General features: G+C 59.3%; 23 protein-coding genes and 1 tRNA gene. 9 read left to right on the top strand and 15 right to left on the bottom strand.

The window, feature by feature from the left end:
• Positions 1-6 precede the first annotated feature (6 nt).
• Positions 7-351: an SHOCT domain-containing protein gene (locus tag PY308_RS11015; RefSeq protein WP_434064254.1), complete on the bottom strand. Its 345-nt coding sequence runs from the start codon at positions 349-351 to the stop codon at positions 7-9.
• 151 nt (positions 352-502) lie between these two features.
• Between PY308_RS11015 and phaC the strand changes: the two genes are divergently transcribed.
• The 4 genes from phaC to radC are packed head-to-tail and all read left to right on the top strand — an operon-like array spanning position 503 to position 4,748.
• A complete protein-coding gene (gene phaC / locus PY308_RS11010; protein ID WP_275782379.1) occupies positions 503-2,356 on the top strand; it encodes a poly(3-hydroxyalkanoate) polymerase subunit PhaC in 1,854 nt (617 codons plus the stop codon).
• 19 nt (positions 2,357-2,375) lie between these two features.
• Positions 2,376-3,095, top strand: coding sequence for a DNA/RNA nuclease SfsA (gene sfsA / locus PY308_RS11005; protein ID WP_275782378.1), 720 nt, complete (start codon positions 2,376-2,378; stop codon positions 3,093-3,095).
• 28 nt (positions 3,096-3,123) lie between these two features.
• Positions 3,124-3,951 (top strand): type I methionyl aminopeptidase, encoded by an 828-nt coding sequence (gene map, locus PY308_RS11000; protein ID WP_275782376.1) that lies wholly within the window; start codon positions 3,124-3,126, stop codon positions 3,949-3,951.
• A gap of 8 nt (positions 3,952-3,959) precedes the next feature.
• On the top strand, positions 3,960-4,748 hold the full coding sequence (gene radC / locus PY308_RS10995; protein WP_275782374.1) for a RadC family protein: 789 nt from the start codon (positions 3,960-3,962) through the stop codon (positions 4,746-4,748).
• A gap of 10 nt (positions 4,749-4,758) precedes the next feature.
• On the opposite strand, the gene PY308_RS10990 is transcribed toward radC, so the two are convergent.
• Positions 4,759-5,796, bottom strand: coding sequence for a magnesium and cobalt transport protein CorA (locus tag PY308_RS10990; RefSeq protein WP_275791092.1), 1,038 nt, complete (start codon positions 5,794-5,796; stop codon positions 4,759-4,761).
• Between the two features lie 227 nt (positions 5,797-6,023).
• Here PY308_RS10990 and sthA point away from each other — a divergent pair, with 227 nt between their 5' ends.
• Entirely contained in the window at positions 6,024-7,430 is a 1,407-nt protein-coding gene (gene sthA, locus PY308_RS10985; RefSeq protein WP_275782372.1) for a Si-specific NAD(P)(+) transhydrogenase, read from the top strand.
• A 161-nt stretch (positions 7,431-7,591) separates the two neighbouring features.
• On the opposite strand, the gene tig is transcribed toward sthA, so the two are convergent.
• The 4 genes from tig to PY308_RS10965 all read right to left on the bottom strand — a co-directional run bounded on the left by tig (position 7,592) and on the right by PY308_RS10965 (position 11,199).
• Positions 7,592-9,073, bottom strand: a complete 1,482-nt coding sequence (gene tig / locus PY308_RS10980; RefSeq protein WP_275782371.1) for a trigger factor — start codon at positions 9,071-9,073, stop codon at positions 7,592-7,594.
• Positions 9,074-9,237: 164 nt separating this feature from the next.
• Positions 9,238-9,322, bottom strand: a tRNA-Leu gene (locus tag PY308_RS10975).
• Between the two features lie 189 nt (positions 9,323-9,511).
• Positions 9,512-10,093, bottom strand: a complete 582-nt coding sequence (locus PY308_RS10970; RefSeq protein WP_275782369.1) for a GDYXXLXY domain-containing protein — start codon at positions 10,091-10,093, stop codon at positions 9,512-9,514.
• Positions 10,090-11,199: a DUF2157 domain-containing protein gene (locus PY308_RS10965; RefSeq protein ID WP_275782367.1), complete on the bottom strand. Its 1,110-nt coding sequence runs from the start codon at positions 11,197-11,199 to the stop codon at positions 10,090-10,092. The genes PY308_RS10970 and PY308_RS10965 overlap by 4 nt, the downstream gene beginning before the upstream one ends.
• Before the next feature lie 659 nt (positions 11,200-11,858).
• On the opposite strand from PY308_RS10965, the gene PY308_RS10960 reads away from it, so the two are divergent.
• From PY308_RS10960 to trmFO, 3 genes are all read left to right on the top strand, one after another.
• Positions 11,859-12,002, top strand: coding sequence for a DUF1127 domain-containing protein (locus PY308_RS10960; RefSeq protein ID WP_275782365.1), 144 nt, complete (start codon positions 11,859-11,861; stop codon positions 12,000-12,002).
• A 403-nt stretch (positions 12,003-12,405) separates the two neighbouring features.
• Positions 12,406-12,549, top strand: coding sequence for a DUF1127 domain-containing protein (locus tag PY308_RS10955; protein ID WP_350339832.1), 144 nt, complete (start codon positions 12,406-12,408; stop codon positions 12,547-12,549).
• 123 nt (positions 12,550-12,672) lie between these two features.
• The gene (gene trmFO / locus PY308_RS10950) at positions 12,673-14,118 is read left to right on the top strand and encodes a methylenetetrahydrofolate--tRNA-(uracil(54)-C(5))-methyltransferase (FADH(2)-oxidizing) TrmFO (RefSeq protein ID WP_275782364.1); all 1,446 of its coding nucleotides are present in this window, start codon (positions 12,673-12,675) and stop codon (positions 14,116-14,118) included.
• On the opposite strand, the gene PY308_RS10945 is transcribed toward trmFO, so the two are convergent.
• The 5 genes from PY308_RS10945 to yajC all read right to left on the bottom strand — a co-directional run bounded on the left by PY308_RS10945 (position 14,079) and on the right by yajC (position 18,833).
• Entirely contained in the window at positions 14,079-14,519 is a 441-nt protein-coding gene (locus PY308_RS10945; protein WP_275782362.1) for a hypothetical protein, read from the bottom strand. The two genes, trmFO and PY308_RS10945, sit on opposite strands and share 40 nt — an antisense overlap.
• A 95-nt stretch (positions 14,520-14,614) precedes the next feature.
• A complete protein-coding gene (locus tag PY308_RS10940; protein WP_275782359.1) occupies positions 14,615-15,487 on the bottom strand; it encodes a phytoene/squalene synthase family protein in 873 nt (290 codons plus the stop codon).
• Position 15,488: 1 nt separating this feature from the next.
• Entirely contained in the window at positions 15,489-15,875 is a 387-nt protein-coding gene (locus PY308_RS10935) for an Mth938-like domain-containing protein (protein ID WP_275782357.1), read from the bottom strand.
• A 2-nt stretch (positions 15,876-15,877) separates the two neighbouring features.
• Positions 15,878-18,436, bottom strand: a complete 2,559-nt coding sequence (secDF, locus tag PY308_RS10930; RefSeq protein ID WP_275782355.1) for a protein translocase subunit SecDF — start codon at positions 18,434-18,436, stop codon at positions 15,878-15,880.
• Between the two features lie 61 nt (positions 18,437-18,497).
• Complete coding sequence (gene yajC / locus PY308_RS10925) at positions 18,498-18,833, bottom strand: preprotein translocase subunit YajC (protein ID WP_275782353.1); 336 nt, start codon at positions 18,831-18,833, stop codon at positions 18,498-18,500.
• A gap of 254 nt (positions 18,834-19,087) precedes the next feature.
• On the opposite strand from yajC, the gene PY308_RS10920 reads away from it, so the two are divergent.
• On the top strand, positions 19,088-19,960 hold the full coding sequence (locus PY308_RS10920) for an ATP-binding protein (protein WP_275782351.1): 873 nt from the start codon (positions 19,088-19,090) through the stop codon (positions 19,958-19,960).
• A 58-nt stretch (positions 19,961-20,018) separates the two neighbouring features.
• Here PY308_RS10920 and PY308_RS10915 read toward each other — a convergent pair whose 3' ends face one another.
• The 4 genes from PY308_RS10915 to surE all read right to left on the bottom strand — a co-directional run bounded on the left by PY308_RS10915 (position 20,019) and on the right by surE (position 24,097).
• Entirely contained in the window at positions 20,019-21,557 is a 1,539-nt protein-coding gene (locus PY308_RS10915; RefSeq protein ID WP_275782349.1) for a LysM peptidoglycan-binding domain-containing M23 family metallopeptidase, read from the bottom strand.
• Positions 21,558-21,773: 216 nt separating this feature from the next.
• Positions 21,774-22,430 carry a biotin biosynthesis protein BioC gene (locus PY308_RS10910; RefSeq protein WP_275782348.1) on the bottom strand — a complete coding sequence of 219 codons (657 nt, stop codon included), beginning with the start codon at positions 22,428-22,430 and terminating at the stop codon, positions 21,774-21,776.
• 246 nt (positions 22,431-22,676) lie between these two features.
• Positions 22,677-23,330 carry a protein-L-isoaspartate(D-aspartate) O-methyltransferase gene (locus PY308_RS10905; RefSeq protein WP_275782347.1) on the bottom strand — a complete coding sequence of 218 codons (654 nt, stop codon included), beginning with the start codon at positions 23,328-23,330 and terminating at the stop codon, positions 22,677-22,679.
• Positions 23,327-24,097, bottom strand: coding sequence for a 5'/3'-nucleotidase SurE (gene surE / locus PY308_RS10900; RefSeq protein WP_275782345.1), 771 nt, complete (start codon positions 24,095-24,097; stop codon positions 23,327-23,329). Before surE ends, PY308_RS10905 begins: the two co-directional genes overlap by 4 nt.

Genomic DNA, 24,097 nt, shown 5'->3' with positions numbered 1-24,097 from the left:
CAAGTGCTAATTCTGTATCTGCTTCAACGTATCGGCCCCATGGTCAGCCGCAAGCGCCTGCAGTTCCCTCAGGCGGCGCTGATATTCGGCCTCCGAGATTTTTCCGGACGAACGGGCCGACCCGAGAGCCGTCAGCCGGGACGATTGGGCCGCGGCCTCTTCATTGCTCATCTGTGTGGTGGCAGCCAGCTTTTTACCCTCGATAACCGGATAGACATCAGCGGCAATGGGTCTTGCCATTGTCGCGGAATAGGCAGACGGCTGCGGTTCTGTCCGTGTCGAATTGCAGCCCGCCAGAACAAGTGTAAAAGCCGCTCCGCCAAGGAAGACCGCCGCCCGCTTCACCAGCATTTTTTCCGACCGCTTCATCATCGCCCCTGCCTGTAGCCCCTCGTATCCGTGCCGCTGACCAAGAGAGGCAACGAACATGCGCTGGCACTTGTTATCATTTTCGGGCAGAATGTAAAAAGACAAAACAAACAAACATTTTTGGAGGAAACGGTTGGCAGAGGACAGGAAGACCGGGACTGATTCCGGTCCAGGCGGCGATGGCTTTGCCGGTTTTGACCCGAAATCCGTGGAACCCTACATCGTTAGAGATCCCGAGGCCTTGGCGATCAATCTGGCGCGGACTGTCGAACACCTCGGCAAGGCGGCGTCCGCCTGGCTGGCGCCGCGCGAGAGCGGAGAAAAGACAGATCTCGGCACGGATCCTGTGGTCGAGATGGTCAAGACCCTGTCCAAAGTTTCCGAATACTGGCTGTCCGATCCGCGGCGCACGCTGGAAGCGCAGACGGCCCTGATGGGCAGCTTCTTTTCGATGTGGACGCGGACGCTGCAAAAAATGGGCGGCGAAGCCGTCAGCGATCCCGATGTGGTGCCGCGCAACGACAAGCGCTTCGCCGATGCCGACTGGATAGCCAATCCCTTCTTCGATTTCCTGCGCCAGAGTTATTTTATCACATCCGATTGGGCCGACCGGATGGTACGCGATGCCGCCGATCTGGACGAACACACGAAACTGAAGGCAGCCTTCTACGTCCGTCAGATCTCAAGTGCGCTGTCGCCCGCTAATTTCGTCACAACCAATCCGCAGCTTTACCGGGAGACTGTCGCGTCCAGCGGTGCAAACCTCGTCAAAGGCATGCAGATGCTGGCCGAGGACATCGTTGCCGGCAAAGGCGACCTGAAGCTGCGCCAGACGGATACCAGTAAATTCACCGTCGGGGAAAATATTGCTGTCACCCCCGGCAAAGTCATTACCCAAAGCGATGTCTGCCAGGTGCTGCAGTATGACGCTTCGACGGAAACGGTTCTGAAAAGGCCGCTGCTCATTTGCCCGCCCTGGATCAACAAGTTCTACGTCCTTGATCTGAATCCGCAAAAATCCTTTATCAAATGGGCTGTCGATCAGGGCCACACAGTCTTCGTAATCTCCTGGGTCAACCCGGACGAGCGTCATGCCTCCAAGGATTGGGAAGCCTACGCGCGCGAAGGCATCGGCTTTGCGCTGGACACGATCCGGCAATCCACAGGTGAAGAAGAGGTCAATGCGATCGGCTATTGCGTCGGCGGCACATTGCTCGCAGCGACGCTTGCACTTCATGCGACCGAAGGCGACACGCGAATCCGTTCGGCAACGCTGTTCACCACGCAGGTGGACTTCACCTATGCCGGCGATCTCAAGGTCTTCGCAGATGAGGAGCAGATCGCGCAGATCGAGGAGCGGATGAAGGCGACAGGTTATCTCGACGGATCGAAGATGGCCATGGCCTTCAACATGCTGCGCGCCTCGGACCTGATCTGGCCCTATTTCGTCAACAACTATCTAAAAGGTCAGGAACCAAGCGCCTTTGACCTGCTGTACTGGAACTCCGATTCGACGCGGATGCCGGCGGCCAATCACTCCTTCTACCTGCGCAACTGCTATCTTGAAAACAATCTTGCCAAGGGAAAAATGCTACTTGCAGGGAAAAACGTGTCGCTCGCCGACATCACCATCCCCGTCTACAATCTCGCCACCAAGGAAGACCATATCGCGCCGGCCAAATCGGTCTTTGTCGGCAGCGGACTTTTTGGCGGCGACGTAACCTATGTCATGGCCGGGTCCGGCCATATCGCCGGCGTTGTCAATCCGCCTGACAAGGGCAAATACCAGTTCTGGACCGGAGGTTCCGCCACCGGCGATTTCGACGATTGGGTGAAGGCGGCGAAGGAAACGCCGGGGTCCTGGTGGCCGCACTGGCAGGCCTGGGTAGAAGCGCTCGACGGCGATCGCGTGCCCGCGCGCAAGACCGGCGGAACGCTGAACTCGCTGGAAGAGGCGCCAGGTTCCTATGTCAGGGCGCGAGCCTGAGCGCGGTGGACAGAGGCGAATGATCTTTGGCAGGCCGTTAGTGCCGGCTATTCTGGTTCGGCGCTACAAGCGCTTCCTTTTCGATGCAATTCTGGAAGACGGGCGGCCGATCACCGGATTTTGCCCCAATACCGGATCGATGCGTGGGCTGACGACGCCAGACTCCACCATCTGGCTTTCCGAACACGACAGCGCGACGCGCAAATACCAGCACATGCTGGAGATGATCGAGGTTGGCGGCACCATGGACGGCGTCAATACCGCTCTGCCGAATCGGCTGGCGGAAGAGGCGATCCGGCAGGGGCAGATAAGCGATCTTGATCGGTACGCCACATTGCAGCGCGAACAACGCTACGGAAAAAGTTCCCGCATCGACATCATGCTCAGCGATAGTGGCATGCCCCGCGCCTATGTCGAAGTCAAGAACGTCCATTTCTCTCGCATGCCCGGGCTTGCGGAGTTTCCCGACAGTCCCACGAAGCGTGGCGCCAAGCATCTGGAGGAACTGGGAGACATGGTCGAGGACGGCCATCGCGGCATTATGATTTATCTGGTGCAGCGCGACGATTGTGTCCGTTTCCGGATTTGCGACGACCTCGACCCTGTCTATTCCAAGGCCTTTATAACGGCGCGCCGGCGTGGAGTTGAAGCCTATGCAGTCAAATGCCGGGTATCGCCGCAGCAAATTGCCCCGGAGGGCCTGATCGCGATAGACGAACCCGCCTTCGCTGATCTATGAAAACAGAAAGACAACTGAAAGTTCCGAAATGGTTACCTATATCGAGGCTGCGTCTGCGCCCTACAAGAATACCGGCGCCATCCGCCTCTATACGCCCGAGGATTTTGCCGGCATCAAACGCGCTTGCCAGGTCACCGCGCGGTGTCTCGATGAGCTGGCAAGCCGCGTCCAGCCGGGTGTAACCACCGACGAGATCGACCGTTTCGTTTTCGAATTCGGCATGGACAACAATGCCCTGCCCGCCACGCTGAACTATCGCGGTTATACCAAATCCTCCTGCACGTCGATCAACCATGTCGTCTGTCATGGCATCCCCAACGAGAAGCCGCTTCGCGAGGGCGATGTCGTCAATATCGACGTCACCTATATCCTCGATGGCTGGCACGGCGATTCAAGCCGCATGTATCCGGTCGGCGAGATCAAGCGTGCTGCCGAGCGTCTGCTCGAAGTCACCCATGAATGCCTGATGCGCGGCATTGCCGCCGTAAAACCGGGCGTACGCACCGGCGCCATCGGCGAGGCCATCCAGAGCTTCGCCGAGGCCGAGCGCTGCTCCGTCGTGCGGGATTTCTGCGGCCACGGCGTCGGACGGCTGTTCCATGACGCGCCCAACATCCTTCACTATGGCCGCGCCAACGAAGGTCCGGAGATGCGCGAAGGCATGATCTTCACCATAGAGCCGATGATCAATCTCGGCCGCCCGCATGTAAAGGTGCTGGCCGACGGCTGGACGGCGGTGACCCGTGACCGATCCCTCTCCGCCCAATATGAACATGCCGTCGGCGTCACGGCGGACGGCTGCGAAATCTTCACGCTTTCTCCAGGCGGCCTTGATCGTCCCGGTCTCCCAGCTTAAGGTTTGCAATGACAAAGCCTCCATTCTCCGACAGCGATCCATCGCAACCGGCAGACGAGAGAGGCTTCTTTGCCGAGCAACCGGCCAAGCGCGCCAATCTTGCGCTTGCCTCCCCGCAATCGGACGACGCGCATTATCATGGCCATCGTGACCGGCTGAGAACGCGCTATCGGGATCATGGGGATACGGCGCTTGCCGATTATGAAATCCTCGAACTCCTACTTTTCCGGCTCATTCCACGGCGCGACACCAAGCCCATTGCCAAAGCCCTGCTCGATCGGTTTGGCACGCTGGGCGGCGTCTTCGGTGCCTCGCCCGCGCTTCTGCAGGAGGTGAAGGGGATTGGCGAGGCAGTCGCCTTCGATCTCAAGCTGATTTCGACGGTCGCCCACCGGGCGCTGAAGAGCGAACTGAAAGGCAAGCAGGTCCTCGCCTCCTGGTCGTCCGTCATCGATTATTGCCACGCCGCCATGGCGCACGAGACAAGGGAGCAATTCCGCATTCTCTTTCTCGACAAGCGCAATGCCCTGATCGCTGACGAGGTGCAGCAGACCGGCACCGTCGATCACACGCCGGTCTATCCCCGCGAAGTCGTGAAACGGGCGCTGGAACTGTCCGCGACCGCCCTCATTCTCGTGCACAACCACCCTTCGGGCGACCCGACGCCATCGCGGGCGGATATCGAGATGACCAAGATGATTGTCGAGACGGCAAAGCCGCTCGGCATTACGGTTCACGATCACATCATCATCGGCAAGGACGGACATGCCAGCCTCAAAGGGCTGAGACTGATATGAGCGCGCCTCGTCAAAGCCACTTGGCACGACGGAACATGCGGTAGAGCATACTGCAGACCGCCAGGATGAAGAACAGAACGACGAAATAGCCGTATCTGAATTTCAATTCGGGCATCTCGTCGAAGTTCATGCCGTAAATGCCGGCGATCGCCGTCGGCACCGCGAGAATGGCGGCCCAGGAGGCCAGCTTGCGGGAAATTTCCGTCTGTTCGGACTGGCCGATCATCAGGCTTGCCTCGAAGGTAAAAGCCAGAACCTCACGCAACGTATCGATGTCCTCCTGGACGCGCCTGACATGGTCGGTAACGTCACGAAACAGCGCGTGCATGGTGGCGTCCATGCCCGGCAGATCGAGATGTTCGTGCCGCCGGCAGACATCGACCAGAGGCACGACGGCATTGCGCAATCGCAAAAGACTGCGGCGCAGGAAATAGAGCCGCTCTATGTCCTTCTTGTCCAACCGGTCGCGCAGCACCCGCTCCTCAAGCTCCTCGACCTCGGCATGGATGCCCTCGACCACGGGCATGTAATTGTCGACGATGAAATCGAGAATGGAATAGAGAATGTAATTCTCACCGTGGGCCAGGGCGGCCGGAGACGCTTCGCACCGCTGGCGGACCTGATTGTATGACGTCGAGGGGCCATGGCGAACGGAGACCACATAGCCGCGGCCGACGAAAAGATGCGTCTCTCCAAAGACGATTTCACCACCGCCCATATGCGCGGTGCGTGCGACGATGAACATTCCGTCACCGTAGATTTCCAGCTTTGGGCGCTGGTGCGCATGGCGCGCATCCTCGATTGCCAGGTCGTGCAGATCGAACTGCGCCTGAACCTCGCTCAACAGCACCTCGTCCGGCTCATGCAAGCCGATCCAGACCACAGCCTTGTCACGGCCCTTCCAGGCCCGTGCTTCGGATATATCTATGTCGCGGGTGCGCTGGCCGTTTTCGTATACGGCTGCCGCGACGACCCCGGGGCGCCTGCCGGGCTGCACGGGCGGGGCCTCTTTGCCGAATAACGGGCCATCCTGACGCCCCGGCCCCATCGTCTCCTTAGCGTAAGACATCGTCGTCCCTCCCGTGGCTGGCCGATAGAGCCATCATGCGATAGCCGGCATTATTTTTCCGTAATATAACTCGTTTATCGAAATAGACATCCTGATGGTTTCCTCCGCCGCCAAACCTTTGTTAAGCTCTGCCGTTGACGTTTGCTGCCCGGGCGGGTGAAATTCGCTGCGATGCACAATGATTCCCTCCATCATCGGAAACCCTCATGAACCAATATGATCTCGTGGTTGTCGGCAGCGGGCCTGCGGGGCGCCGGGCCGCCATTCAGGCTGCAAAGTTGGGCAAGAAGGTTCTCGTGATCGAGCAAGGGAAACGCGTCGGCGGCGTCTCCGTGCACACGGGCACCATTCCCTCGAAAACCCTGCGAGAAACGGCCCTCAACCTGACCGGCTGGCGCGAGCGCGGCTTTTACGGGCGCGCCTACCGCGTCAAGCAGGAAATCAGCGCGGAGGATCTGCGCCGCCGCCTGCTGATCACGCTCGATCACGAGGTCGAGGTTCTCGAGCACCAGTTCGCCCGCAACCGGGTCCAGCACATTCGCGGCAAGGCCAGCTTCGTGGATCCGAAGACGATGCAGATTGTCAAGGAGGACGGGGAGGTCATCCATGTTTCCGCGACCAGCATCCTGCTCGCCGTCGGCACCAAACCATTTCGCCCGGATTATATTCCCTTCGACGGGAAAACCATTCTCGACAGCGACGAGCTTCTGGAGATCCAGGACCTGCCCCGCTCCATGGCCGTCATCGGCGCCGGCGTTATCGGCATCGAATATGCGACGATTTTCAGCGCGCTGGATACGCAGGTCACGCTTATCGATCCGAAATCGACCATGCTCGATTTCATCGACAAGGAAATCGTCGAGGATTTCACCTATCAGCTCCGCGATCGAAACATGAAACTTCATCTCGGCCAAAAGGCTGAAAAGGTGGAACGGACACCCGATGGCCGATGCTCGATCACGCTCGACAGCGGCCGCATCATCCTTTGCGAGATGGTGCTGTTCGCTGCCGGCCGCATGGGTGCCACGGACAGCCTCAACCTTGCCGCAGCCGGCCTCGAAGCCGATAACCGCGGCCGGCTGAGCGTTAATCCCGAAACCTTCCAGACAGCCGTTCCGAACATCTATGCCGCGGGTGACGTGGTGGGCTTTCCAAGCCTGGCATCCACCTCGATGGAACAGGGCCGGATCGCGGCCCGCGTCGCCGTCGGCGCCATTGCCAAGGAACCTCCGAAATTCTTTCCCTACGGCATCTACGCGGTTCCGGAAATTTCGACCTGCGGCCTCACCGAAGAAGAGGTCAAGGAGCGCGGCATTCCCTATGAATGCGGCATCGCCCGTTTTCGCGAAACCTCCCGCGGCCATATCATGGGTCTGGAATCGGGGCTGCTGAAGCTCATCTTCTCGCTCAAGACCCGCCGCCTGCTGGGCGTCCACATCGTCGGCGAAGGCGCGACCGAACTGGTCCACATCGGCCAGGCGGTGCTCAACCTGAAGGGCACCGTCGAGTATTTCGTCGAGAACACCTTCAACTACCCGACTCTCGCCGAAGCCTACAAGATCGCCGGCCTCGACGCCGGCAACCGCATGGGTGAGGTCACCGCTAAAGTGTAAGTACGACGGCAAGACCGTTCCCAAGAGATGCGTGTTCTGCTTTCTCTGGTCTTGGTCAAGGAGCAATAGTGGCAACATTCCATTCGTTAAATCTTTAACGTCATAAACAGAGAAGGCCGCCCCAAAAGGACGGCCTTCTCTGTACTTGTGTGGTGGTAAGTTTACTCGGCGCTGTCGTCGGCGACCTTTTTCTTGGCGGGCGCCTTCTTCTTCGGAGCGGCTTCCGCCACTTCAGTGACTTCCGCGCCTTCAGCCTTTGCAGCAGCGTTCTTCTCAGGCACTGCCTTCTTCGATTCGGCGCTCTCGTCCTCGTCGTCGGCCAGCAGTTCTTCCTTGCTGACGGTCTTGTCGGTGACGTTTACTTCGGAGAGCAGGTGATCGACGACCTTTTCTTCGAAGAGCGGCGCGCGCAGCGAGGCGGCTGCACCGGGGGTCTTCTGGAAATAGTCGATGATCTGCTTTTCCTGACCCGGAAACTGGCGCAGTTGTTCGAACAAGGACCGCTGCATTTCCTCGTCCGTCACCTGAACACCGGCCTTTTCGCCGATTTCGGAGAGAACGAGGCCGAGGCGCACGCGGCGCTCTGCCAGCTTCCGGTATTCGACGCGGGCTTCGTCTTCCGTCGTGTCTTCGTCGGCAAAGGTCTTGCCGGCCTGCTCGAGATCCGTGTTGATCTGCCGCCAGATATTGTCGAACTCGGCATCGACGAGGCGCTGCGGCGTGTCGAATTGATAGAGCTCGTCCAGCTGGTCGAGGATCTGACGCTTGACCTTCTGACGGGTCATCGAGCCGTACTGGCTTTCGATCTGGCCGCGGACGACTTCCTTCAGCTTGTCAGCCGATTCGAGGCCGAGCTTGGTCGCGAGATCGTCGTTGATTTCGACTTCGGCAGCAGCGGCAACCTCCTTGACGGTAATATCGAAGGTGGCTTCCTTGCCGGCGAGATTCGCCGCCGGATATTCAGAAGGGAAGGTCACAGTGATGACTTTCTCATCGCCAGCCTCAAGGCCGACGAGCTGCTCTTCGAAACCAGGGATGAAACGATTGGAGCCAATCACCAGCTCGGCGTCTTCGTCCTTGCCGCCGTCGAAGGCTTCGCCATCGACCTTGCCGAGATAGTCGATCGTCACACGATCGCCATTGGCAGCCTTGCCGGTCTTTGCTTCGTAGGTGCGGGCATTTTCAGCGATCTTGAGGATCTGCTCGGTCACTTCGCTTTCGTCGATATCGACGACTTCGCGGGTCACCTTGATGCCGCTGGTATCTTTCAGCTCGATGGTCGGGATGATCTCGTAGGCGAGCGTGAATTCGAAATCCGCTTCGGCGTTGAGAATCTTGTCGGCTTCGGCCTCATTCTCGGTCATGGCGATTTCCGGCTGGGTCGCCGACTTTTCGCCGCGCTCCGACAGGATCTCGGTCGGCTTTTCGCGAACCAGCTCGTTGACGAGCTCCGCCATGATCGACTTGCCGTACATCTTCTTCAGATGCGCGAAGGGCACCTTGCCCGGGCGAAAGCCGTTGATCTTGACTTTGCCCTTGGCATCTTCAAGACGCTCGTTCATCCGAGCTTCCATATCCTTGGCCGGAATGACGACCTTGAGTTCGCGCTTCAGCCCTTCAGCGAGCGTTTCGATAACCTGCATGTTCAAACCTTCATTTCACGTTGACGGGGCTCTGTCGGTGTTTCCACAAGCGAGCCGATCCATTTGCCGGGAGTGGCTTTACGCAAATCAGTCACCGCTTTGCAAGCAAAATGGCGCTGTCGTATCGATCGACGCCAAGGCCGGCCTTGGGCGTCGCTTCATTCTGGTGCGGGTAGAGAGACTTGAACTCCCACGCCTTGCGGCACCAGAACCTAAATCTGGCGTGTCTACCAATTTCACCATACCCGCGTTCAGAGTCCGCAGCACCTGCTCGCATCGGCACAGAAAACGCCAAGCGTTTCAGCCATGGCACATCCTGCGCCGGGTTCAGGTCGTTCCCGAGCGCGGCGTCTCTATATCATCCGTTTCCAACGGATCAAAGGAAAAATGCGCTTGCCGTCACGTTCCTGTCGTGATCCGCCCAGCCGGTCCAACATCTCAGTAAAGCGGTTCTTCGTATACCGGCTTTCCGTCGATGGCGATCGAGCGGATCTGCATGCGGCCCGCGTCGTCGACGCCCGCCGTCACCGAGAGTGCTTCAGCATTGCGGGCTTCCTCAAGCACCCTGCCCTGCCCCTCCGGAACATAGTAGCGCTCGATGCCGTATTCGACATTGAGCGTCGACCGGGTAGGTTCCGTCGCCGGGTAGTAGTAGAAAGGTGCCGTGCGGACAATCACGCTGCCTTCCTTGGGCGCGAGGGAACCGAAGGATGCTTCAGAAACAGTCCAGAAGCCGTCCTGCCGCTTTTCAAGCCGCACCGCGAGCTGTGCGTCGGTGGCTTCCGCCGGCAGACCGCCGCTGATCTTGTCCGTTGGAACGACCGAGACGTCATAGGCCAGGATAACGTAATCGCCGCGCAAAAAATCGCGGGGATCGACCGGTATCGTCTTCAGCACGACATCGATGCCGCTGCGCAGGATGGAAGCGCGGCTTTCGATCATGTAGCCGATGAAGGCGGTCTGCAGCAGCGCGACAACGATGCCGGCAATGACGAAGCGGCGGGCAGGTCTGTTCATCATGCGTGCGCCTCCTCAACGGTCTTTGCGGCAAGCCGCCGCTCCAGCCGGATCACCACCCATGCGACGGCGGCCACGACGAAACCGGAAACCAGGAAGAACCCTGATGTTCCAAGCATCGTGCCCAATGTCACCGATGCCAGATAGAGTATTTCCACGGCAAAAACGGTGTAGCCGAGAAAGCGGACAGCGCCGTTCATGCGTCCCGCCAATACGATACCGCCCAGGGCAACGGCAAGCGTCAGCGCCGCCAGCGGTGTCTCCTCTCCCATGCCATCGGCCTCGGCATGCAGCGCCACAAGCCCCAGCACCGCCAGCGCGAAGCTGTAAAATCCGGGTCCGGCGCCAGCTTCGGTCGCGAACCGATATAGCGGCGACGCCGGCAGGCTGACACCCAGGAAAACGATCAAGCCCAATCCGAACAGGAGAGCCGCCAACCAAGGCTCGGGCAATTCAACGTAAAACCATCCAAGCCAGGCAAGCGCCAGCATATAGGCCAGATGGCGGGCAGCGCCTGCGTGCGTATAGCGCACCAGTGCTATGACCATCACGATAAGAAACGGCACGACGTAGATATAGCCGTTGCCGCTGAGCGTTGCGTCGTTATCGGAAACGAGCTGCCCGAAAACCGCCCAGGCCAGAAATCCGGCAATCACCGTCGCGGAGGCCGAGCGGAAGGTTACAGCCGACAGGCAGGCGCCCGCGAACCAGACGAGCAAGGCATCGGCCGCGTCGCCGGATAGGTGATACATCTGTCCAACCAGCGCGATAGCGCCGCCGAATGTCAGCGTGCCCAGCACCAGCAGGGCCGCGCCGAGACCGCGCATTCCGCGGCTCAGGCACAGGGCGGCCAACATATGGAACGTCCAGAGAAGCGCGATGATGCCGCAGACCCGCACCAGCCGCGGTATGGCCTCCCAATTGGCGGCCACGAGAAGGAGGATTGCGGCGGAGAGCAGAACGGCTGCCAGACTCAACAACACCTTGCCGACACTGAAAACGCTCTCCCGGCCATCATATTCCGCCAGCATTGACCGCGCTGCTGCCGGCTCGAGCAGGCCTTTGGAAATCCATAGATTAAAATCGCGCTCTATCCGTCCCCGGTACATGATTTATAGCCCCATTCAATATCTCTGCAGTCATATCACGACCGTACGAGATTGCTATCGACGGCACTTTTGATAGAGCGGGCAAGGTGCCTGCATCGTTGTTTAAATAAACTGCTTCAAGGCAGCCTTGAACTCGCATGGACGACCATCCGTTTCGACAGGCAACACTGCCCTCACAGCTTGTCTGTTTCTAACGCCTGCCGGACCCCTCCCCCCGGCAGGCGTTTTTTCGCATCGCGAGCCAAGGGATTCGCTTAGGAAGCCATGCGGGACGCACATAGGTGCCATTCCTTCTTCGAACTGTTCCTCGAGGCTGGCGACGGCCTATAGCGGCCTCAGCTTCGAAGCAGCGCACACTCCTACTCCAGCGTTCCCGATGGCATTGGCAACATCCCTCCCTCCCGGTTGTCGATCATGACAAGCGACACGCGCCGGATCTGCTCCCTTGGCGGGTATCGTTGTCATTGCGGCAGAATAGATCTGCCCACTGGATTGATGCACAAAATTTCATCAGTACCGCCGTTTTCTGATCAAGGGTTGCAGAAGGCGCATGGGTGCGATGCACCATTATCTCTGTCGCCCCCGTGATGGAAGGCGTATAGTCAGCCCATCAGATTGAAGCCGGAAAGCCGGCGCACAAACCAGAAAGGCTCGACATCATGAACATCACCCGCTCGTTCAACAATTGGCGCAAATACCGTCAGACCTGCAACGAACTTGGCCGCATGAGCGACCGCGAATTGAACGACCTCGGCATCGGCCGTGGCGATATCCGTTACGTTGCTCGCCAGGCAGTCAAGTAATTCAAAAACAGGCTTGGCCGACTCCGGCCAGCTTTGTAACCCAAAACGCTCTCCGGCTCCGTCGGCGGGCGTTTTTTTTGGCCTGTCGATGTCGTGGTGTCGTTGTGCCAGATCGGTTCTTTCCTGCGGTAAGCCACAAATGTTGCTCATCCCCCGGAATTTCACCCGTGGGTTTGGATTCCTCAGTGCTTCAACCTGAGCCCGGCGTGTGGAAGGGATCTGTTAACCGATGATGCGCTTTTAGTCATAAGTCCGACATGCTTACAATAAGAGCAACGCATTGCACAAATGCATGGCAGATGCATCTTCTTTGCACTCCATTTTTTACGTGGCGGAGCGTATAAGGTTTTCAACAACGCAGGCAATTTCTGCCACGCGCTTTGATTTGTCCGAGGAACCTATTATGAACCCGATTCGTATCGCTAAAAGCTGGATCAACTACCGCCGCACCGTTGCCGAACTCGGCAACCTCTCGAACCACGCCCTTTCGGATATCGGGATCACCCGTTTCGAGATCCGCAACATCGCTTCGCGTAACTTCCGTTAATCGGATCGGGCCGGCAGGCCCGCGACCATCGAACATGGAAAAACGGCGCCTTGAGCGCCGTTTTTGATTCGGCGACCACGCGAGCCGGTTTCCTTCGTGCGCGCCTTGCTCTAAAGACGGCACATGACAGACAGATCTTTTTCCCCCATTCACGTTATCGGCGGCGGTCTTGCCGGCTCTGAAGCTGCCTGGCAGATCGCCAATGCCGGTATTCCGGTCGTTCTTCATGAAATGCGCGGCGTCCGCGGCACGGAAGCTCACAAGAGCGACAGCCTTGCCGAACTGGTCTGCTCCAACTCCTTCAGGTCGGACGACGCCACAAGCAACGCGGTCGGCGTGCTGCATGCCGAGATGCGTCTGGCGGGCTCGCTGATCATGGCCGCAGCCGACCGAAATCAGGTTCCGGCCGGCGGCGCGCTCGCCGTGGACCGCGAAGGGTTTTCAGAGGCCGTGACCGCGGCAATAACGGGTCACCCGCTGATCACCGTCATCCGCGAAGAAGTGTCGGGTCTGCCTCCGAAAGAATGGGACCAGGCGATCGTCGCCACCGGTCCGCTCACAGCACCCTCGCTGGCAGGCGCCATCCAAGCTGAGACAGGAGCCGACGCTCTCGCATTTTTCGACGCGATCGCACCCATCATCCATACCGACAGTATCAACATGGATATTTGCTGGTTCCAGTCGCGTTACGACAAGGTTGGCCCAGGCGGCACGGGCAAGGACTATATCAACTGCCCGATGACCGAGGAGCAATATAACGCCTTTGTGGACGCTTTGATCGCGGGCGACAAGACAGGCTTCAAGGAATGGGAAGGCACGCCCTATTTCGACGGTTGCCTGCCGATTGAGGTGATGGCCGAGCGCGGCCGCGAAACGCTCCGCCATGGCCCGATGAAGCCGATGGGCTTGACCAATGCCCATAATCCGACGGTCAAGGCCTATGCCGTGGTGCAGCTACGCCAGGACAACGCGTTGGGCACGCTCTATAATATGGTCGGTTTCCAGACCAAACTGAAATACGGCGCGCAAATGGATGTGATCCGGATGATCCCGGGACTGGAAAAGGCCGAATTCGCGCGCCTCGGCGGCCTGCACCGCAACACGTACATCAACTCACCGACTTTGCTGGACCGCTCCCTCACTCTGAAATCCAGACCAGGCTTGAGGTTCGCGGGTCAGATCACCGGCTGCGAGGGTTATGTCGAGAGCGCCAGCATCGGTCTCCTGGCCGGCAGGTTTGCGGCAGCCGAACGGAAAGGCGACGCATTGCCGTTGCCGCCTGCCACAACGGCGTTCGGATCCCTTCTCAACCACATCACGGGGGGCCACATCGTCTCGGATGACGAACCGGGAAAGCGCTCCTTTCAACCGATGAACATCAATTTCGGCCTCTTCCCATTGCTGGAGCCGGGCGCCATCACCAAGCCTGACGGCGTCAAGCGCTTTCGCGGCAAGGACAAGACGGTGATGAAGAAACAGCTCGTCGCCGCCAGGGCGCTCGACGATTGTGCCGCATGGCTGAAAGCAAGCTATGGGGAACTGCCGGCAGGAGAGCCGAGCCTGGGCTGAAAACTTCCGAGCAGCCAAAGCGATACTTCCGCGGCGATTTCGGAAGTCGCAAATTCGTAGGTTCCGTCCAGATTGGGAACATCGGTGAAGCGGACGGTCACGCCGCGACCGCTGGGCGCCTGGGAAACATTCACCTTCCCGGCTTCGATGAGATGACAGATATAATGCTTTCCGTGGGACAGCATGAACCCAGCCTTGCCGTCGTGCAGGCGCACGAAATAGGCGTTCTGATCAATGGTCGAATGAATGGCCCGGATCGCTTCATCAGGGAAAGCCCGGCCGAAATCCAGGATCGCCAATCCGGCGTCCGGCCCTGAACTCTCGCTTTCGGCCCGCTGTTTCATTTTCATGTAGAAGATAGCGACAAGCAGGATGCAGACGATGATGATCGGCCAAATCATTGTACCAGATCCCTTTCTCGATCGTTTGAACGGTCACTATCGCAGACTAAGACACTCGCGCCAATGTCCGTGGCTGACAGCGTGTTGCCGGATGCTTACCATCGGCCGCTGCGCGCAGCTTTCCACATCCACCACTGTCTGCGCCATTGCGGCGGCACGATGGACCTTGCAAGGAGCTTCGATCCGGCGCGTTCGGCCCGCTCAAAAACCGGCTCGGCAATGGAAAGGCCGAGATAGGCAAACCGATTGAGCCTGGACACGTGCGTCGCGGCCAGCCGCGCTTTTGAGAGATGGTCGCGGCCAAGCCCGGCGAAGGCGCCAATCGCGCGGGTGATTGCCGCATCATTCTCACCAGCCAGAAAAGAATCGCGATCCAGCCCGGTGGCGGCCAGAAGATCGAGCGGCAGATACAGCTGCCCGCGGTCCCGATGCAGCGGCAAAAGCATCAGCAGTCCGGCGATGGTGTGGGCCACCCCCGCATGACCGGCTGCCATCGCCGATTGCTGTGCCTGGCCCGGATCGAGGATAAGACTGGCGAGCTGGATCAGGGCGGATGCAGTTTCCCCCGCATATCCTTCAAGCGATGAACGGTCTTCCATCGGATCGTCGTACAGATCGAAGATCCGGGCGTCGATCATATCCTGAAGGACGGCGGCGGGCAGCTTATGGTCTTTGATGCAGACGAGCAGGGCCTGGGCGAGCGGATTGCCTTCGCCGCCCTTGCCATCCGGCTGGTCCAGCAGATCGCGCCACCATTGAAGGCGGATCTCGCCGGGTAGCGGTTCGCGCACCGCATCCCTGACGCGGGCGATCTCGGCGTAAAAGGCGTAGAGGGCGGCGAGAGGCCCGCGCTTGTCCGGCGGCGCGAGCAGACAGGCAAGATAGCGGTCGCGGTCGCTGGCGCGGAGCGCTGCCAGGCTGAAATCGTACGCGGTCTGCGGGGCCGCTGCGTCGGACGACGTCACCATGTCAGACGGCAATCAAGGCGGCGGCCACCGCACGCGATTCGGCAAGCATGATATTATAGGTTCTGACCGCCGCCCCCGTGCTCATCGGATCCGATGATATGCTGCCATTGCGGAACATGGCTTTGATATCCTTCGGCAAAGGACGGATATCCTTGCCCGTTCCCACAAGCAGCACTTCGATGTCGGCGGCTTCCTCGATGACGCGGTGAAAATCATCCGGTGTTAAAGGATCGCCTTCCGCCATATCCCAGCCGTAGATCCCGGAGGGAAGCATGAGCAGCGATCCCCGATGGGACATATCGGCGAAACGAAACCCGCCATTTCCGTAACTGTCGATCGGCGCACGGCCAGGAAAATGTGCGCTCAGGCGTTCTCTCGGCTTGCGCACGGTTACTGTGTCCCTTCCGCGGCATGCGTTTCACGGTCGGCGGCCTTTGCGGTGTCCCCGCCTCTCGTGCCGTGCCGCAACCTGAAAAGGATAAGCACGGGGCCGGCGACGTAAATGGACGAAAACGTGCCGATAGCGACGCCGAACAGCATGACGACGGCGAAAGACTGGATCGCCTCGCCGCCCAGGAGCGACAGTGCCGCCAGCGCCAGCATTGTCGTTGCGCCAGTCAAAATCGTTCGCGACAGCGTCTGATTGATCGACGTATCGATCAGGATCGGCAAAGGCATCTTGGGAAACCGTCTCAGATTCTCGCGTATACGGTCATAGACGACAACCGTATCGTTCAGCGAATAACCGACGATGGTGAGCAAGGCTGCAATGCTTGTCAGGTTGAATTCCATTCCGGTGACGACGAACAGGCCAATCGTCAGCAGCACGTCATGCAATGTCGCAACGATGGCACCTGCGGCGAACTGCCATTCGAACCGAACCCAGATATAGATGAGGATCGCCAGAAGGGACACCAGAACGCCAAGCGTCGCAGCCGTAGTCAGGTCGCCGGAAACGGACGGGCCAACCACCTCGACCCGGCGGATGTCATAAGCATCCTCCAGTTCGCCGCGAACCAGAAGAACCGATGTCTGTTCGGCATTTTCGCCACCCTCGCGGGAATGAATTCGTACCACCACGTCCTGTGGCGAGCCGAAGGGACGAACCGTGACATCGCCGATATTCAGTTCCTCAAGCCTGCCGCGAATATCCGCGATGTCGGCATTGCCCTCCCGGGCTTTCATCTCGATGACCGAGCCGCCGGAAAAATCGATACCGAGATTGATCCCCAGAGCGCCGAACAAAAGCATGCTGACCACCGAAAGCGCGGCCGTCAGGGAAAAGACATAATTGCGCACCGCCATGAAGCGGAAGGCCGCGCCATCGAAGACACCGGTGCGAATGCCGTCCGGAAGATATTTCGGTCGTTTCCGCTCAAGCCAGACGTCGAGCATGACGCGTGTCAGGGTGAAAGCGGTGAAAAGCGTCGTCACAATACCGATCGCAAGCGTGACTGCGAAACCGCGCACCGAACCGGTTCCGAGAAAAAGCAGGATGACGCCGGCGATCAGCGTGGTGATATTCGCGTCGACGATGGCGGCGAAGGCCCGGGCGAACCCGAAATCGAACGCTTCCCTCAGAGGCCTACCATGACGAACCTCTTCCCGGATGCGCTCATAAATCAGAACGTTCGAATCGACAGCCATGCCGATCGTCAACACAATGCCGGCAATACCGGGCAAGGTCAGTGCCAGGCCGGTCGCGGACAGCACAGCAACGATCATGATCACGTTGAAGGCGACGGCTAGGCTGGCGACAACGCCGAACAGACCATAGAAGCCAACCATAAAAACCATGACGAGACCAGCGCCGAAGGCGCCGGCGATAAGAATGGAATGGATCGAATCGCTGCCAAGCCCTGCGCCGATCGAGCGCTCCTCGACAATCGTCAACGGACTCGGCAAGGCCCCGGCGCGCAGAAGGAGCGCCAGGTCGCCGGCACCTTCCGGCGTCATTTCGGCAGCCAGTTGTACGGTTCCTTCGGTGATCGCCTTGCGCACGAGCGGGGTCGCGATAACGGCTCCATCAAGCACGACCGCAAGGGTCATCCCCGTTGCAGCCGCAGTGGCTTCGGCGAGGCGCTGACTTCCCTCGGCGCCGAGCGTTAGATTAATGACGGAATTGCCGGATTGCGCATTGATCGCTGCGATGGCGTCGGTAATATCCACATTGGAAATGACGGGCTGCTTGTGCACAAGATAGGCAACAGGCGGATCGTCGGCGGAATAGAGAACTTCCGAAGTGACGGGCGGCTGTCCATCGACGGCCTGCTGGACTGGCATCGACATGTCGATCGTCCGGAACGACAGCGTTCCCGCCTGACTGAGGATATATTTTAGTTGCTCTGGATCGTAACGGCCGGGAATTTGGATCGCAACGCGCTCGCTTCCCTGTCGCCTGATCCGCGGCTGCTCCGCACCAAGATCGGTCAAGCGGCGGCCCAGAACGTCAACCGCGGCGGCGGCAGTCATAGCCACGCGATAATCAATACCTTCATCGGTGAGGTCGGCGCTCACGGTCCCATCGGCAGAACCCGTCAGCGTCAGCTCGGTCACCGTCTTCTTTGTCAGCCCCCCGGTCTCGACAGGGTTCGTCAGCGGCTTGAGCGCCGCTTGGGCCGCCTGCACGCGCCCGGGGTCGCCGAGGTTCAGTTGAATATCCTGTCCGGTTCCCGAAAGACCCGAATAGGCGATGTTGGCAGAGCGAAGCCGGTTGCCGATATCCGCAACAACCTCTGCAAGGCGCGTTGCGATGACGTTTTCCCGCTCGACCTTCAGCGTGATCTGCGATCCGCCCTGAAGATCGAGACCGAGCATAAGCCGCTTTTTCGGCATGCCCGGCAGACTGTCCAGAGCCCCGTTCGGAAGCGCATTCGGCAGAGCCACCAAGATGCTCAAAAGCACGACGAGCCAGACGGTAATGGTCTTCCAGCGGGACAAATAGGGCATATGGCTCTCGAAGGTCTGTCGTTTCAGGTGGCCGGTCTTGTATCCGGCCTCCCTGGCTGGCTCACTCCTTGACGGGTTCACCCTTCACGCGGACTTCGGATACACCACTGCGTACCACACGAATCTTCACGCCGTCAGCAATTTCGACTTCCAGTTCGCTATCATCGACGACCTTTGTGACCTTGCCGACGATGCCGCCACTGGTCACCACCTGGTCTCCGCGACGAATATTCTTCAACAACTCCTCGCGACGCTTCATGTTAGCCCGCTGCGGCCGGATGATCAGGAAGTACATGACGACGAAAATCAGAAGAAACGGCAGGATCGACATCAGGATATCGGCGCCGCCGGCGGTTGCTCCGGGTGCCGTCTGTGCGAAAGCCTCGGTAATGAACATCAGTCACTCCTTGTATGCGTTTGGGTAGGCGTTTGGATCTGCGTCCGAAAGGCCATGTTCAGCTTGCCGGAATATAAGAATTGCTGGGGTCTGCGCAACACTCTGCAAATCCGGATTTTTCCAAGTGCGTCTTACAGGAAATCGGCCATGGGAGAAGCTCTTTCTCAAAGGTTTCACGGCTTTTACCGTAACGGTCGTCATGCTAGCCATGAACCGCCAGACGCCACGATCGTCGCGTTCCATGAGGTTGCTGCATGCCGGATACGAAAATCGACATTCTGATCGCCGAGTTGCGCCGGCTGACGGCCGCCGTCGAACGCATCGCCGGCCCGGCGCCCGCCTCCAACGACTGGGCGGCGGCAGAGTGCTTCGTCTGGACGCCACAGCGGCTCCACCTCCAGCCGGTGACGCGACCGAACCGGGTCGATCTGGCGCTGATCCGCGGCGTCGATCATGTCCGCGATATCCTCGCTGACAACACACGCCGTTTTGCCGAAGGATTTCCGGCAAATAACGTGCTGCTCTGGGGCGCACGCGGCATGGGAAAATCGTCCCTCGTCAAGGCGGTGCAGGCCAGCATTGCCCGGGAAACGGGGGTGCCGGTGAAACTTGTCGAGGTCCACCGCGAGGACATTGCAACCTTGCCTCTCCTTATGGAGATCCTGAAATCAGCGCCGGCGCCGGTCATCGTTTTTTGCGATGACCTGTCCTTCGACCACGACGATACGTCCTACAAGTCGCTTAAAGCCGTGCTCGATGGCGGCATCGAGGGGCGGCCCGCAAACGTGCTGCTCTACGCGACCTCCAACCGCCGCCATCTTCTTCCCCGCCACATGATGGAAAATGAGCAATCAACGGCGATCAATCCGTCCGAAGCGGTCGAAGAAAAGGTCTCGCTCTCCGATCGCTTCGGACTGTGGCTCGGCTTCTACAAATGCAGCCAGGACGATTATCTGGAAATGATCGACAGCTACGCCACCCATTTCGGGCTGAGCTATGACCGTGCCAGTCTGCATGCCGAGGCGCTGGAATGGAGTACGACCCGCGGTGCGCGGTCCGGACGCGTCGCCTGGCAGTTCATACAGGACCTTGCCGGACGGCTGAGGACGAAAATAGAGCTGACGTAGAAAAATCGGGAGAGCGGCGAAGCTTCTCGGTCTGGGTTCTTGTCAAAGACACTGCGTCCTATTCGAGAAAAGTCGCTGGATTGACGGCGCTTGCATTCTTGCGCACTTCGAAATGCACCTGCGGCTGCACCGCCGTGCCGCTCATGCCGGACGCCGCCAGCGTCTGGCCACGCTGGATCTTCTGGCCGCGCTGTACTTTAAGCTCGGAGGCGTTGCCGTAGACCGTTACCGTGCCGTCGTCGTGACGGACCAGAACCGCGTTGCCAAGCTCCTTCAGGCTCGATCCGGAATAGATGACCACCCCGTTTTCGGCAGCCTTGATCGGAGTACCCTCCGGAACGGAGATGTTGATGCCGTCATTGCGGCTTCCCTCGACATTGGCGCCGTATCCCGCAATCACCTGGCCGCGCACGGGCCAGCGATATTTGCTGATGCCGGTGGCCTTTGGCGATTCTTCCGAACCATCGTCCTTGGACGCGACTTCCGTGACCGATTCCTTGGCAACCGGCGCCTTGTATTCGGCAGGTTTTGCCTCCTCGACCTTGGTCATCTTCGTTTCAGGCTTTACAGCCATCTTCTTGGCCGGCACCGATGCGGTGACCACCTGATCCGGAGAAGACGACGAGCCGCTCGGAATCTTCAGCGTCTGGCCGACGCGGATTGCCGCTGATGTCAGACCATTTGCCTTGCGCAGATCCTCCACCGCGACGCCGTTCGCCTTCGCAATCCGGTTCAGCGAATCACCTGATTTGACCGTGTAGCTGCCCGGCTTGTCGCCCTCGCCGGCAACAGGCTGCTTTCCGGCGGTCATGTCCGTGCGATTGGTTCCTTTTTCGCGGGACTGGCTTTGACCCGGCAAGATCGCGACGTCGCGGTCGCTTGGCTTCATCGGCGCGTTTTTCTGCTTGTCCACATCAAGGCTTGCCGCCTGGTTGGAAGCCGATGCCTTGGCGGCGCTGCCGGCAACACCGAATGTCGGTATGATAATCCGCTGGCCGGGCTCAGCCTGAGCGCCCGTTTTCAAACCATTGGCTTTCAGGATTTCCTTTTCCGGAACTCCAAAGCGCTTCGACAGACCGGCGATGGTATCGCCCTGGCGCAGGAGGACCGCAGGGGCATTTGCCGTCGACCAGCCACCCTTGCCAGTGTCGGATGACGTCTTTTCGGTTCTGGGCGTCTGCACGGCTCTTGCGCTATCGCCGGAAACGGGGATGGGCTGGTCAAGCGACCTTTCGCGGGACCGTGGTTCTACGAGAACATTGCGCTGAACATCGATCGGGGTCGTCGCCTCGCGTGCCCGGGAGACCGGCGTCGACGCCGTATTGACCGGATCGGGGAAAGGTTGATCAACGATCGCACCGCGGCCGGATTGATCCACAGGCATCTGCGCCATGCCGGAACCCTGGATATCGCCACGCGGAAGGGAAACCCCGCCACCGCTGGAAATTGAGTTGGTTGTGACATTATCGGACCGGGAGAAGAGCCCGCCAAAGCGGCTCGCATCGGAACTGCACCCTGTCGCGACACTCGCCAGCAACACTGCCGCAAAAAGGCGGACTGCGGATTTCCCTGCACTTGACGAAACTCTGATACGCATGACGCTTACCTACTTGGGACGCAACTTTGTGTAGGTCGATTAAAACGCATTAGAGTTACCGCGCAGTTAAAACCGGGCTGTGTCTCGCTTTTTTTGATGAATTGATAACCATGATCGCCGCCGCCACGGCGGGGAACGAAGCAGAGCCAGCTTCACGTCAGGACGACGCTCAGCGGCATCGGCGTCGATAGCAATCAGTATAAGGCGGGGAAGGCTCTAGAAATTTTCCTGATAGAACTTTTCGATTTCCGACAAAGCGCCTCGGCTCTGGGACACGTCTTCATACGTGATCGTGCCCCTATCCCATCCGAAACTGTCGCCAGCCGGAAGCTCACCCGTACGCTGCGCCGCCGTGAATTCCGACTGAAGCTTGTCCGTGTCGAGAATTACACTGACGAGCGTCTGGAAACCGCCACCGCTGTCGAGGCCGCTTTCCTCATCATATTCCAGCGACCGCGCGCCGGCAATCGCCGCATCGCGGGTGCCGAAATAGCGCAGGCTGTTTTGATCCTCGACGCGCAGGTTGTCGAAATATTCTATGAAGGCCCGGTAATAGGCCTTATGATCGCCCGTTTCGCTGTATTTGCCGAATTCCTGATATTCTCGCGCGGCGAGTTGCGGCGACAGGCGATTGCTCCATTCCTCTTTCGTCAAGGGCGGATATTTTTCCTGGACGCGTCTGGTTCGCCCCAGGAAAAGCAAGGCTTCAGCGGACAGCGCCACTCTCGACGAAGGATCGTAGCCGCTGCCGAAACTTGCCGGTGAAACGGCGTTTTCCAGATCGCTTGTCGTGATTTGGGTTTCGGTACGACCGGGAAGACGGGCCAAGCCATCCCCTGCTGCCCCGGATGCCAGTCTGTTTACAATCTGCATCTGCCGTCTCCTGCGCCGTTACGCCCGGACCTCGCACCGATCTGAAGTTGGAATGCCCCCGAGTGCGAACGTAATTTGCGTTAGGCTCCAAAGCTTGCGTGAGGCTGACCTTTGTTAAGTATTTGTTAACAGACGGGTTTGCCGCATCTTGTCTGCGACACCTTGAGCAAGGCATCACAAGCTCGATATCCAGCGACGGCGGAATCACCATTCCCCAGCGTTTTATCCGCATCGACCGGTGTCAGGTCAGAGAAAAGATGCGACCTGCGGCACGATCGGAAGGTAAGGGGCCTCGAACAGGTCTTCGCGGTCGAACCTGCTGCCGGTGCGGCTCAGACGGACGATGCGGCATTGGGTTTCGCTCATCATGATCGGCACCACCATTGTTCCGCCCGAGACGAGATGGTCGGAAAACACCCGGGGCAGACTGGAAAATGCCGCCGTGATAAGGATGCGGTCGAACGTCCCCTCGCCGGCCGGACCGATGCTGCCGTCGGCCTGCCGGACCACGACATTTCGGATGCTTGCTTTTTCCAGGTTCTTCTGCGCGCCGGTGACCAGCGTCCTGTACCGGTCGATTGTCAGAACCCGCTCGGCAATGCGTCCCATCACGCCAGCGGTGAAACCGCTGCCAGTGCCAACTTCGAGTACGCGCTGCCCAGGCCGGACGTTCAGACTGTGCAGCAGACGCACGGCGAAATCAAATCCCTCCATGAAGGCGCCGCAGTCCAACGGAAGCAAGCGTGAGGAATGGGAATCGTCCTGAAATTGCGGCGGGACGAAGAGCGCGCGGGGCGTCTGCTCGACGGCATTCAGCAATTCCGCATTCGAGATTCCCTCGCCACGAAGACGCAGGAACAGTGCGGCATAGCCCTCCCGATCGGCGATGCGGGAATTCAAACCGCATCTCCATCCAGCAGAGCCTGCGCCACGCGGTCCTGAACGGCATAGTCCGTCAGGTCGAGCTTCAGCGGCGTGACCGAAATCTTATTTTCGCGGACCGCATGAATATCCGTGCCGGCCCGGAAATCGCCAAATCTCTCGCCGAAACGCAGCCAGAAATAGGGGTGTCCTCGCCCATCGGACCGCTCATCGATCGTCAACCCGAAATCAAGCTTGCCCTGTGAGGTCACTTCGGTTCCAGCAACCTCATCTGCAGCGCAATTGGGAAAATTGAGATTGAGGAACGTCCCGTCGGGCAGATCGACCGTCATAAGTTTGCGCAACAGTCTTGCCGCGTGGGTTTCGACAACGTCCCAGGGCACATAAGGGCCATCGGCATGGCGGTAGGCCTGGCTCAGGGCAAAGGACCGGATCCCCTGGAGCGTGCCCTCGATGGCTCCTGCGATCGTCCCGGAATAGGTAACGTCATCGGCCATGTTGGCGCCGACATTGACGCCGGAGAGGATGAGATCCGGCTTGACGTCCAGCACCTTGCGTACCGCCATAATGACGCAATCGGTTGGCGTGCCGCGCAATGCGAAGTGTTTTTCGGAAATCTGGCGCAGGCGCAACGGTTCGGACAGTGTAAGCGAATGCGCAAGACCGCTCTGGTCTGTTTCAGGCGCCACGACCCAGACGTCATCCGAGATCGTTCGGGCGATCCGTTCGAGAACGGCGAGGCCTTCGGCATGGATGCCGTCGTCGTTCGTCAGTAAAATGCGCAT

The sequence above is a fragment of the Pararhizobium gei genome, from assembly GCF_029223885.1.
GTDB lineage: Bacteria > Pseudomonadota > Alphaproteobacteria > Rhizobiales > Rhizobiaceae > Pararhizobium > Pararhizobium gei.
This window is presented reverse-complemented; position numbering and strand designations above follow the sequence as displayed.

Excerpts from the sequence above, each read along its gene's own strand:
- map (WP_275782376.1), top strand. The coding sequence starts at position 3,124 with ATGGTTACCTATATCGAGGCTGCGTCTGCGCCCTACAAGAATACCGGC.
- PY308_RS10965 (WP_275782367.1), bottom strand. The coding sequence starts at position 11,199 with ATGTACCGGGGACGGATAGAGCGCGATTTTAATCTATGGATTTCCAAA.
- PY308_RS10955 (WP_350339832.1), top strand. The coding sequence starts at position 12,406 with ATGAACCCGATTCGTATCGCTAAAAGCTGGATCAACTACCGCCGCACC.
- PY308_RS10920 (WP_275782351.1), top strand. The coding sequence starts at position 19,088 with ATGCCGGATACGAAAATCGACATTCTGATCGCCGAGTTGCGCCGGCTG.
- yajC (WP_275782353.1), bottom strand. The coding sequence starts at position 18,833 with ATGTTCATTACCGAGGCTTTCGCACAGACGGCACCCGGAGCAACCGCC.
- surE (WP_275782345.1), bottom strand. The coding sequence starts at position 24,097 with ATGCGCATTTTACTGACGAACGACGACGGCATCCATGCCGAAGGCCTC.
- PY308_RS10970 (WP_275782369.1), bottom strand. The coding sequence starts at position 10,093 with ATGATGAACAGACCTGCCCGCCGCTTCGTCATTGCCGGCATCGTTGTC.
- PY308_RS10990 (WP_275791092.1), bottom strand. The coding sequence starts at position 5,796 with ATGGGGCCGGGGCGTCAGGATGGCCCGTTATTCGGCAAAGAGGCCCCG.
- sfsA (WP_275782378.1), top strand. The coding sequence starts at position 2,376 with ATGATCTTTGGCAGGCCGTTAGTGCCGGCTATTCTGGTTCGGCGCTAC.
- PY308_RS11015 (WP_434064254.1), bottom strand. The coding sequence starts at position 351 with ATGCTGGTGAAGCGGGCGGCGGTCTTCCTTGGCGGAGCGGCTTTTACA.
- trmFO (WP_275782364.1), top strand. The coding sequence starts at position 12,673 with ATGACAGACAGATCTTTTTCCCCCATTCACGTTATCGGCGGCGGTCTT.
- PY308_RS10910 (WP_275782348.1), bottom strand. The coding sequence starts at position 22,430 with ATGCAGATTGTAAACAGACTGGCATCCGGGGCAGCAGGGGATGGCTTG.
- PY308_RS10915 (WP_275782349.1), bottom strand. The coding sequence starts at position 21,557 with ATGCGTATCAGAGTTTCGTCAAGTGCAGGGAAATCCGCAGTCCGCCTT.
- sthA (WP_275782372.1), top strand. The coding sequence starts at position 6,024 with ATGAACCAATATGATCTCGTGGTTGTCGGCAGCGGGCCTGCGGGGCGC.
- PY308_RS10945 (WP_275782362.1), bottom strand. The coding sequence starts at position 14,519 with ATGATTTGGCCGATCATCATCGTCTGCATCCTGCTTGTCGCTATCTTC.
- tig (WP_275782371.1), bottom strand. The coding sequence starts at position 9,073 with ATGCAGGTTATCGAAACGCTCGCTGAAGGGCTGAAGCGCGAACTCAAG.
- secDF (WP_275782355.1), bottom strand. The coding sequence starts at position 18,436 with ATGCCCTATTTGTCCCGCTGGAAGACCATTACCGTCTGGCTCGTCGTG.
- PY308_RS10940 (WP_275782359.1), bottom strand. The coding sequence starts at position 15,487 with ATGGTGACGTCGTCCGACGCAGCGGCCCCGCAGACCGCGTACGATTTC.
- radC (WP_275782374.1), top strand. The coding sequence starts at position 3,960 with ATGACAAAGCCTCCATTCTCCGACAGCGATCCATCGCAACCGGCAGAC.
- PY308_RS10960 (WP_275782365.1), top strand. The coding sequence starts at position 11,859 with ATGAACATCACCCGCTCGTTCAACAATTGGCGCAAATACCGTCAGACC.